The organism is Mesorhizobium sp. M7A.F.Ca.CA.004.12.1.1 (assembly GCF_003997835.1).
Classification (GTDB): domain Bacteria; phylum Pseudomonadota; class Alphaproteobacteria; order Rhizobiales; family Rhizobiaceae; genus Mesorhizobium.
Genome location: NZ_RZRK01000136.1, coordinates 1 through 10,267, shown reverse-complemented (window position 1 = coordinate 10,267; position 10,267 = coordinate 1). Strand labels below are relative to the sequence as shown.

The 10,267-nt window shown below is 64.2% G+C and carries 9 protein-coding genes; 6 read left to right on the top strand and 3 right to left on the bottom strand.

Annotated features, from left to right (window positions below):
• Positions 1 to 161 precede the first annotated feature (161 nt).
• The 4 genes from EN984_RS09945 to glcF all read left to right on the top strand — a co-directional run bounded on the left by EN984_RS09945 (position 162) and on the right by glcF (position 5,088).
• Positions 162 to 1,658, top strand: coding sequence for an FAD-linked oxidase C-terminal domain-containing protein (locus EN984_RS09945; RefSeq protein WP_127270604.1), 1,497 nt, complete (start codon positions 162 to 164; stop codon positions 1,656 to 1,658).
• Between the two features lie 307 nt (positions 1,659 to 1,965).
• A complete protein-coding gene (locus EN984_RS09930) occupies positions 1,966 to 2,550 on the top strand; it encodes an ASCH domain-containing protein (RefSeq protein ID WP_127270602.1) in 585 nt (194 codons plus the stop codon).
• Positions 2,547 to 3,752, top strand: coding sequence for a glycolate oxidase subunit GlcE (gene glcE, locus EN984_RS09925; protein WP_127273428.1), 1,206 nt, complete (start codon positions 2,547 to 2,549; stop codon positions 3,750 to 3,752). The genes EN984_RS09930 and glcE overlap by 4 nt, the downstream gene beginning before the upstream one ends.
• A 10-nt stretch (positions 3,753 to 3,762) precedes the next feature.
• On the top strand, positions 3,763 to 5,088 hold the full coding sequence (gene glcF / locus EN984_RS09920) for a glycolate oxidase subunit GlcF (RefSeq protein ID WP_127272185.1): 1,326 nt from the start codon (positions 3,763 to 3,765) through the stop codon (positions 5,086 to 5,088).
• A 16-nt stretch (positions 5,089 to 5,104) separates the two neighbouring features.
• Here the strand turns inward: glcF and EN984_RS09915 are convergent, their stop codons facing one another.
• On the bottom strand, positions 5,105 to 6,025 hold the full coding sequence (locus EN984_RS09915; protein WP_127268830.1) for a bifunctional 5,10-methylenetetrahydrofolate dehydrogenase/5,10-methenyltetrahydrofolate cyclohydrolase: 921 nt from the start codon (positions 6,023 to 6,025) through the stop codon (positions 5,105 to 5,107).
• Positions 6,026 to 6,286: 261 nt separating this feature from the next.
• Positions 6,287 to 7,024 carry a L,D-transpeptidase gene (locus tag EN984_RS09910; RefSeq protein ID WP_127268831.1) on the bottom strand — a complete coding sequence of 246 codons (738 nt, stop codon included), beginning with the start codon at positions 7,022 to 7,024 and terminating at the stop codon, positions 6,287 to 6,289.
• Positions 7,025 to 7,239: 215 nt separating this feature from the next.
• On the opposite strand from EN984_RS09910, the gene EN984_RS09905 reads away from it, so the two are divergent.
• The gene (locus tag EN984_RS09905; RefSeq protein ID WP_127268832.1) at positions 7,240 to 7,878 is read left to right on the top strand and encodes a DNA-3-methyladenine glycosylase I; all 639 of its coding nucleotides are present in this window, start codon (positions 7,240 to 7,242) and stop codon (positions 7,876 to 7,878) included.
• Between the two features lie 2 nt (positions 7,879 to 7,880).
• Here EN984_RS09905 and EN984_RS09900 read toward each other — a convergent pair whose 3' ends face one another.
• Positions 7,881 to 8,132: a hypothetical protein gene (locus EN984_RS09900; RefSeq protein ID WP_127268833.1), complete on the bottom strand. Its 252-nt coding sequence runs from the start codon at positions 8,130 to 8,132 to the stop codon at positions 7,881 to 7,883.
• 459 nt (positions 8,133 to 8,591) lie between these two features.
• Between EN984_RS09900 and hisS the strand changes: the two genes are divergently transcribed.
• The gene (gene hisS / locus EN984_RS09890) at positions 8,592 to 10,094 is read left to right on the top strand and encodes a histidine--tRNA ligase (RefSeq protein ID WP_127268834.1); all 1,503 of its coding nucleotides are present in this window, start codon (positions 8,592 to 8,594) and stop codon (positions 10,092 to 10,094) included.
• Positions 10,095 to 10,267 lie beyond the last annotated feature (173 nt).

Below are 10,267 nucleotides of genomic sequence, written 5' to 3'. Positions count from 1 at the left end.
TCCTCGTAGAGCGCCGCGCGGGGGAGGGTGAGACAGCGGCAGATTGCCGCTGCGGAAGCTTGCCTCAGCCTTGATGCCGGATTCCCAACCACCACAGGATTTGCACCCAACGCGCTTCACTGGTAAAAGATTTTGACCAGTCAAGCGAAATGAGGCTGCTGATGTCCGGCCTGGCCATGCCGAAACCAGACGACGCCACGATGCGCCGGCGCGACGAGATCGTCGCCGACATGCGCATCATCGTGCCGGGTGAGGGCGTCGTCGACGCCGCCAATTCCATGCGCGCCTTCGAGAGCGACGGCCTGACCGCCTATCGGCAGCTGCCACTGGTCGTCGTGCTGCCGCAAACGGTGGCGCAGGTTTCGCGCGTGCTGAAATACTGCAACGATCGCAACGTCCGCGTCGTGCCGCGCGGCTCCGGGACCTCGCTGTCGGGCGGCGCGCTGCCGCTCGAGGACGCGGTGCTTTTGGTGATGAGCCGCTTCAACCGTATCCTCGAGATCGATTTCCCCAATCGCGTTGTCGTTGCCCAGCCGGGCGTCACCAATCTCGGCATCACCACCGCCGTCGAGCAGCAGGGCTTTTACTACGCCCCCGATCCATCCTCCCAGATCGCCTGCTCGATCGGCGGCAATGTCGCGGAGAATTCCGGCGGCGTGCACTGCCTGAAATACGGCCTTACCGCCAACAATGTGCTCGGCATCGAGATGGTGCTGATGAATGGCGAAGTGGTACGGCTCGGCGGCAGTCACCTCGATGCGGAAGGTTATGACTTGCTCGGCGTCATGACGGGTTCGGAAGGGCTGCTTGGCGTCGTCACCGAGGTCACCGTGCGCATCCTGAAGAAACCGGAGACGGCTCGCGCACTGCTGATCGGCTTCCCGACCAGTGAGCAGGGCGGCCAGTGCGTCGCCGACATCATCGGCGCCGGCATCATTCCGGGCGGCATGGAGATGATGGACCGGCCGGCGATCCACGCCGCCGAGGATTTCGTCCATGCCGGCTATCCCCTGGATGTCGAAGCGCTGCTGATCGTCGAGCTCGACGGGCCGGGCGTCGAGGTCGATCATCTGATCGGTCTGGTCGAGGCGATCGCCTACAAGAACGGCTCGACCACCTGCCGCATTTCGCAGTCCGAACATGAACGGCTGAGCTTCTGGGCCGGCCGCAAGGCGGCGTTTCCGGCCGTCGGCCGCATCTCGCCCGACTACTACTGCATGGACGGCACCATCCCGCGCAAGGAGCTGCCGCGCGTGCTCGCCGGCATGCGCGAGCTGTCGGAAAAATACGGTCTCGGCGTCGCCAATGTCTTTCACGCCGGCGACGGCAATCTGCATCCGCTGATCCTCTACGATGCCAACGTACCGGGCGAACTCGACAAGGCCGAAAGCTTCGGCGCCGACATATTGCGGCTCTGCGTCAAGGTCGGCGGCGTGTTGACCGGCGAACACGGTGTGGGCGTGGAAAAACGCGACCTGATGCCGGAAATGTTCACCCAGATCGATCTCGACCAGCAGATGCGCGTCAAATGCGCCTTCGATCCCAACCATCTGCTCAACCCGGGAAAAGTGTTCCCGCAGCTGCGGCGATGCGCCGAACTCGGCCGCATGCACATTTCCGGCGGCAAGCTGCCGTTTCCGGACATTCCGAGGTTTTGAGGGATATGTCGGCGCTTGAACACCCCCCTCTGTCCTGCCGGACATCTCCCCCTCAAGGGGGGAGATTGGCAGCTCGCGCGCCTCGCCCTTTTGTCACCATTGGAGATTGGCGAAGCCATATGCGACATCCGATCTCTCCCCTTGAGGGGGAGATGTCCGGCAGGACAGAGGGGGGCGCCAAGGAACTCAGCATATCCGAACTCGCGTCTGGCATAGAATTCGCCCCCCTCTCCGTCTCGGGCTTTGCCCGAGCCACCTCTCCCCCGCTTTGCGGGGGCGAGGAACCCATGCCCGAGTGAGGTTTGAGTTGCTGTTCAAACAATCCTTGCTGGACAAGATCGCGCGCAATGAAGTGACGCTCGCTTTTCGGCGCTGGAAGCGGCCGACCGTCAAGGCCGGCGGGCGGGTCAGAACGGCGTCAGGTGCGGTTAGGATCGGGGACATCTCGATCGCGAGCGGCTCCGAATTGACGGAGAAAGACGCGACCGCAGCCGGCTTTCCGTCCCGAGGAGCCCTTCAGGAGATGCTTGGCCCCGATGACGGTACCCCGGTCTATCGCATCGAGCTCAAAGGCATCGAGCCCGACGAACGCGTTGGCCTGCGCGGCGACGCCGTGCTTTCCGATGAGGACTGGCATGCCTTGACCCAGCGTTTTGCGCGCTGGGACAAAACGGCACCCGGCTACTTCCCGTCGATCCTGCAGGCGATCGGCGCCCATCCGGAATTGCCGGCTGCTGTCCTGGCCGACAAGGCCGGCGTCGAAAAGCTGAAGTTCAAGCAGGATGTCCGCAAGCTCGGGGAGTTCGGTCTCACCGAGAGCCTCAAGGTCGGTTATCGGCTGTCGCCACGGGGCGAAGCCGTGCTCGAAAGGCTTCGGGAGCACAGGCTTTGACTACTTTCACCCCAACCACACCATCCGAAGTCCTCTCCACCGTCGCCTGGGCAGCGGCGGAAGGCTCGCCGCTCGAAATCCTCGGCCACGGTTCCAAGCGCGGCATCGGCCGGCCGCTGCAAACCGAACACACGCTCGACCTGTCGAAACTCTCTGGCGTCACGCTCTATGAACCGGCTGAACTGGTGCTGTCGGCCAAGGCAGGCACACCGCTGGCCGAGATCGAAAAGCTGCTGGCGGAAAACGGTCAGCAACTCGCTTTCGAGCCGATGGATTACGGTCCGCTGTTTGGTGGCGAACCGGGCAAGGGCACGATCGGCGGCGTGCTCGCCGCGAACCTCTCCGGTCCGCGCCGGCTCAAGGCGGGCGCGGCGCGCGATCATGTCCTGGGCATCAATGTGGTGTCCGGTCGTGGCGAAGCCTTCAAGTCGGGCGGCCGCGTGGTCAAGAACGTCACCGGCTATGACATGTCCAAGCTGATGGCCAACAGCTGGGGCACGCTGGCTGTGTTCACCGACGTCACCTTCAAGGTGCTGCCGGCAGCCGAGGCCGAAGTCACGCTCGCCATTCGTGGCCTGCTCGACGATGCGGCAGCAAGCGCCATGGCCCTGGCGCTTGGCTCGAGTGCTGAAGTGTCGAGTGCCGCCCATCTGCCCGAGCGGATCGCCGCGCGTGTCGCCGGCGGCAGTCTCGGCGGTGAGGCCGCGACGCTGCTGCGTGTCGAAGGCTTCGGCCCGTCCGTCGCCTACCGCATCGCCGCGCTGAAAACGCTGCTCGGCAAGGCTGGGCCGCTGCAGGAGATTGCCGGTGACGCTTCACGGCTGATCTGGCGCGATGTACGCGATTGCAGGCCCTTCGCCGACAACAGCGAGAAACCGGTCTGGCGTGTCTCGATGACGCCGGGACAGTGCCACCAGATGGTCCTGACGCTGCGCATGCAGGCCGCCGTCAGCGCCTACTATGACTGGCAGGGCGGGCTGGTGTGGCTGCGCATGGAACAGGGCGATCCGGAAGCCGCCCTGCTGCGCGGACTGTTGAGAAAACATGGCGGCGGCCATGCGACGCTGGTGCGTGCCGCACCTTCGCATCGCGCCGCTCTGCCGGTGTTCGAGCCGCAGCCGCCCGCACTTGCCGCACTCAGCCAGCGGCTGAAGCAAGAATTCGACCCGAAGCACATCCTCAATCCCGGCCGAATGGCCTAGGACATTAGCGATGCAGACCAATTTTTCGCTTGCCCAGCTTGCCGATCCGCATGTCGCGGAATCGGAAAAGATCCTGCGCAAATGCGTGCATTGCGGCTTCTGCACCGCCACCTGCCCGACCTATGTGACGCTTGGCAACGAGCTCGATTCACCGCGCGGGCGCATCTACCTGATCAAGGACATGCTGGAAAATGGCCATCCCGCCGACAAGCAGATCGTCACCCATATCGATCGGTGCCTGTCGTGCCTCGCCTGCATGACCACCTGCCCGTCGGGCGTGAACTACATGCATCTGGTCGACCATGCCCGCGCCCATATCCAGGAGACCTACAAGCGGCCGCTGCTCGATCGACTGACCCGCGCCATGCTGGCCTTCGTGCTGCCTTATCCCCAGCGGTTTCGCGCCGCGCTCAAGCTGGCGAAGCTGGGCAAGCCGTTTATAGGCTTGTTCGACAAGGTTCCGGCGCTGAAGCCGCTCAGTGCGATGCTCAAGCTCGCGCCGGCCTCGATCCCGGCAGCTTCGCCGATGGGCTCGCCAGGCATCCATGCCGGGCAGGGGAGCAAAAGAGGCCGCGTCGCCATCCTCACTGGCTGCGCGCAATCGGTGCTCGATCCCGCCATCAACGACACCACGATTTCGCTGCTGACGCGGCTCGGCGTCGAGGTCGTGGTGCCGCCGGGCGAGGGCTGCTGCGGCGCGCTGGTGCATCATATGGGGCGCGAGCAGGCCGCGCTTGCCTCGGCGAGGCAGAATGTCGATGCCTGGACGCGCGCCATCGAACAAGGCGGGCTCGATGCCATCGTCATCACTGCATCCGGCTGCGGCACGACGATCAAGGACTACGGTTTCATGCTGCGGCTGGATCCGGCCTATGCCGACAAGGCCGCGCGCGTTTCGGCGCTGGCCAAGGACATCACCGAATATCTCTCGACCTTCGATCTGCCTGAACCGGTGCGCAAGCCGGGCACGGTTGTCGCCTATCACTCGGCCTGTTCGATGCAGCACGGCCAGAAGATCACCCGCCAGCCGAAGGAACTGCTGGCCAAGGCCGGCTTCATCGTGCGCGAGCCGCGTGAAGGACATCTCTGCTGCGGCTCCGCCGGCACCTACAACATCCTGCAGCCCGAGATCTCGGCCAAACTGCGCGACCGCAAGGTGAAAAACATCGAGGCGACGGGGGCTTCGATCGTCGCCACCGGCAACATCGGCTGCATCACCCAGATCGCTTCCGCCGCGAAGCTGCCGGTGGTGCACACGATCAAGCTGCTCGACTGGGCCTATGGCGGACCAAAGCCGGAAGGCGTTCGGGAAGAGAGCCTGATCGCCGCGGAGTAGGGCGCCAGCCCCAGCGCTACTCTGCCGCGAGCCTGTCCGCCGTACCGTAGGTCGCCTCATAAAGCGCACGCTGGCGGCTGAGCGCCACCATGGTGTTGCGCAGCAGGATGGCGACCGTGATCGGGCCGACACCGCCCGGCACCGGTGTGATCCAGGAGGCGACCTCGCGCACGCTTTCGGTGTCGACGTCGCCGACGATGCGGCTGGAGCCGTCGGGGCCGATTTCGGAATTGATGCCGATGTCGATGACGGCAGCACCCGGCTTGACCATGTCGGCCTTGATCAGCCGCGGCTTGCCGACGGCGACGAACAGCGCATCGGCACGTCGCGCATGGGCGGCGACCGACCGCGTCATGTGATGGCACACGGTCACCGTCGCGCCTTCGCTCATCAGCAGGAAGGCGATCGGCTTGCCGACGATTTCCGAATGGCCGACGATGACGACTTCCAGTCCCTTGAGGTCGAGGCCGGTTTCCTTGAGCAGTTCGACCGAGGCGGCCGCCGTGCAAGGCGCGAGATCGAGCTGATTGTAGACGATGTTGCCGATCGAGGCCGGATGCATGCCTTCGACATCCTTGAGCGGATGCACCGCCGCCTGCAATGTCCTGATCGGGATATGCACCGGGACCGGCCGCTGGATGATGATGCCGGTGACGCGCGGATCGGCATTCAGGCCGTGAATGGCCGCTTCCAACTCGCCTGCCGTGATGGTGGCGGGAAAGCGCCGCTCCTCGAAATCGATGCCGGCGAGCTCAGCCTTGGCGCGCTGGTTGCGCACATAAACATCCACCGCATCGGTGTCTCCGACGGTGATCGAGACCAGCTTGGGGGGAAAACCCTCGGCTTTGGCGATCGCTGCGTCCTCGGCAACGGCGGCGATGATGCGCTGGGCGACCGGGCCGCCCTTGAGATAACGGCTGTCTTCGGACAGGGGCATGGGTGAACTCTTTTGTGGAACTAGCCACCGAGATAGCAAAAGAATGCGGTAAAGGGCAGCATGAAAGCGAACCGCTATGCCCGTTGCGCGACGCGTGGGTGACCTTTGCCCTCGATTTCTGCTCAAAAACGGAAAGGGCAGCGCGGTTTCCCGTGCTGCCCTTCCTGACCGGCCGCATCCCCATACGGCCCGTCCCCCGTTATCCCTAAACTGGCCTCGAAAAGCGGACTGCTTTGCTGGCCAGGTGATTCGCAAGGATTATTATATCACCTCGACCGTGGTTCCGACATTGACCCGCTCATAAAGGTCGACGACGTCCTCGTTGCGCATGCGGATGCAGCCTGACGACACCGCGCCGCCGATCGTCCACGGCTGGTTGGTGCCGTGGATGCGGTATTCGGTCGTGCCGAGGTAGAGCGCGCGGGCGCCAAGCGGGTTCTCCGCGCCGCCGGCAAGATAGGTCGGCAAATAGCGGCCCTTGGCGGCTTCGCGCTTGATCATCTGCGCCGGCGGGCGCCAGTCCGGCCACTCGCGCTTGCTGGTGATCTTGTGCGTACCCGACCATTCGAAGCCCGGCTTGCCGGTGCCGACGCCATAGCGCCTTGCCTTGCCGTTCTTCTCGACGAGGTAGAGGAAGTTCTGGGTGGTGTCGATGACGATCGTGCCCGGCTTCTGGCCTCCGTCATAGTCGACTTCCTGCGGCAGGTAGATCGGGTTGATCTGAGGACGCGCGAGCATGCGCTTGGCCGGCGGCTGCACCGCCGCCGTCTGCACCCGGTCGGGCTGCGCCAGGCGCAGGCGCCGCTGTTGCTGCACCACCTGGCGGTTCTGGCGCACGATGCCGGGTGCCTGGCCAAGCTGCAGCACCCAGGGTGCGGAAAGGTCGGGGCTCACCATTACCGGCGGCCTGTCGGCATAGCGGTCGCCGGCGGTGGAGGGTGTGACGCCGGCGGCAAACACAGCCACGGCGCCGAGCACGGGAAACAGAACTGTCTTCATCGTAACGCACCTTGATCGTCTGATACAAAACGGGTGGAAACGTCCTCCCGGTTCGGCGATCATTGGCGCGCAAGCAGCAACCGAAACATGAATCGGAATGCGTAAAATGCGGAACTGTCGGTAAACCTTTTGGTGTGGTTACCGCAGGGTTCAGGAATCTGGTAAAGCCGCAGTAAATGCCGCGCAAAAGCGCGTTAACGAACGGATTTTGGCTTATGGACAAGGAAAACACCGGCCTGCTCGCCGGTCCCGACGGTGTCGCGCGCTGCTTCTGGCACGGCAATCTGCCCGACTATCTGCACTACCACGATCATGAATGGGGCCGGCCTGTGGCCGACGACCGCAGGCTGTTCGAAAAGATCTGCCTCGAAGGCTTTCAGTCGGGCCTGTCGTGGCTGACCATCCTGCGCAAGCGGGAGAATTTTCGCGAAGCCTTCGCTAATTTCGAGTTCGACAAGGTCGCCGCCTTCACCGACAAGGATGTCGAACGCCTGCTCGGCAATGCCGGCATCATCCGCCATCGCGGCAAGATCGTCTCGACCATCAACAACGCCAAGCGCGCCCGCGAAATGGCCGACGAATTCGGCTCGCTGGCCGCCTGGTTCTGGAAGTTCGAACCCGGTAAGGACGAGCGGCCGCAAATCGTCGACCTCGCCCATCTGCGCGCCAACCCGACAACGGCCGTCTCGGTGCGGATTTCGAAGGAGCTGAAGAAACGCGGCTGGAGCTTTGTCGGCCCGACCACGGTCTACGCCTTCATGCAGGCCATGGGCCTGGTCAACGACCACCTCGAGGGCTGCGTCTGCCGCAAAGAGGTCGAGAAGCAGCGGAAGGCTTTCAGGCGGCCGAAATAGGCTCAGGTGCCGTTGGCGCTGGCCAGCACCAGGCCGGCGACGATCGCCACCACCGTGGCCACGGTCGGATAGATCACCAGCAGGCCGGTCATCAACGCGTCGCGCATGGATGGTCCCTTGCCGGTCTCGCCGGGCACTTCGAACGGGCCGGCAGCCTGGCTGATCATTTTCGGGGCGTTGATGTCGGCCGGGCGCAGGCGTGCGGGCAATTCGGCATCGCTGTCGATGGCGTGGAATCTTGCTGTGCTGGTCATGGCCGCGAACCCCTCATTTCCCGCGCTTTATCGGCGACGATTGTGTCGGCACAATGCCGTACCCGTGGCGGGATTGTTTCATTTTCGCTGCGTTTTGTTTCAGAGCTTGGCTCGGTGGTAGGCCCAAATCTTGGTCGTTCTGCGCCGCCCCTCATCGCCCTGCCGGGCACTTCTCCCCGTATAGCGACGGGGAGAAGGACGCCCTCGTCGATGGTTTCGCCAGTCGTCCAGGTTGCAAGAGAATGCCCGAGTCCGCGTTCAGCTCTCTTCTCCCCGTCACTATACGGGGAGAAGGTGCCGGCAGGCGGATGAGGGGCGGCGCTGTACTTGCAAAGCTATCGAACTGTTCCTAGCCACCTCGTAGAGAGGGTGCAAACCCTTGCTGGTCCTCGCCGCTTCGGTTAGGACACGCCCACTCGCAATATGTCATCGATTACTTAGCAAAAAAGACCCCAGCTCATGGCCGACAAATCGGAAAAGACGAAAGCGCGACTGCCGCGCGGTTTTGCCGACCGCAGCGCCGAGGACATCCGCGCCGTCGAGAAGATGATGGCGACGATCCGCTCGGTCTATGAGCTTTACGGTTTCGAACCGGCAGACCAGCCGCTGATCGAATACACCGATGCGCTCGGAAAATTCCTGCCCGACCAGGACCGGCCGAACGAAGGCGTGTTCTCCTTCCAGGACGATGACGACCAGTGGCTGTCGCTGCGCTACGACCTGACCGCGCCGACGGCCCGTTTCGTCGCCGAGAATTACGAGCGCCTGCCCAAGCCTTACCGCAGCTATCGCTCCGGCTGGGTGTTCCGCAACGAGAAGCCAGGCCCCGGCCGCTTCCGCCAGTTCATGCAGTTCGACGCCGACACGATCGGTACGCCGGGCGTGGCCGCCGACGCCGAGATGGCGATGATGATGGCCGACGTCATGGAAGCGCTCGGCATCAAGCGCGGCGACTACGTCATCCGCGTCAACAACCGCAAGGTGCTGGATGGCGTGCTGGAGGCGATCGGCCTCGGCGGTGAGGAGAATGGCGGCCGCCGGCTGACGGTCCTGCGCGCGATCGACAAGCTGGACAAGCTCGGGCCGGAAGGCGTGAAGCTTTTGCTTGGCCCGGGCCGCTGGGACGGCGGCAAGGAGGGCGAAGGCGACTTCGCCAAGGGCGCCGGGTTGAACAACGGGCAAGCCGAGGCGGTTCTTCTCGCGACTGCGAGGACCATACAAGCCGGCCAGGATTCCACGGTCAGTTCGAACGCCATCTACCAGGAAGGCGTCGGCGAACTCGCCACGATTAAAGCGCTGGTCAGGGCGGCGGGATATGGCGAGGACCGTATCGCCATGGACCGCTCGGTCGTGCGCGGCCTCGAATACTACACCGGCCCCGTCCTCGAAGCCGAGCTTCTGGCCGAAATCCCCAACGAGGACGGCCAGATCGTACGCTTCGGCTCGGTTGGTGGCGGCGGCCGCTACGATGGCCTTGTTTCCCGCTTCCGCGGCGAGCCTGTGCCGGCGACCGGCTTTTCCATCGGCGTCTCCAGGTTGATGACCGCGCTGAAGAACCTCGGCAAGCTCGACGCCTCGGACGTGATTGCTCCTGTCGTCGTGCTGGTGATGGACAAGGACACCGACAGCCTCGGCCGCTACCAGAAGATGGTGGCGGAGCTGCGCGCCGCCGGCATCCGTTCCGAAATGTATCTCGGCGGCGCCGGCATGAAGGCGCAGCTCAAATATGCCGACCGGCGCGGCTGCCCGGTCGCCATCATCCAGGGCGGCGACGAGCGCGCCAAGGGCGAGCTGCAGATCAAGGACCTGATCGAAGGCGCGCGCATGTCTGCCGAAATCACCGATAACGCCGAATGGCGCGCCGCGCGCCCGGCGCAGGTGACGGTGGCGGAGGGCGAGCTGGTCGCCGAGGTGAAGAAGATTTTGGCGGCGCAGGCCGAGGAGAGGGCGCGTGGCAAGTAGAGGCCGCGTTCTACGGCGCCCCCCTCTGTCCTGCCGGACATCTCCCCCTCTAGGGGGGAGATTGGCAGCTTGGCCGAAGGCATTCTCCTTGCAACCTTTGAGATTGGCGAAAGCCGAGCCGACATCTGATCTACCCCCTAGAGTGGGAGATGCCCGGCAGGGCAGAGGGGCTG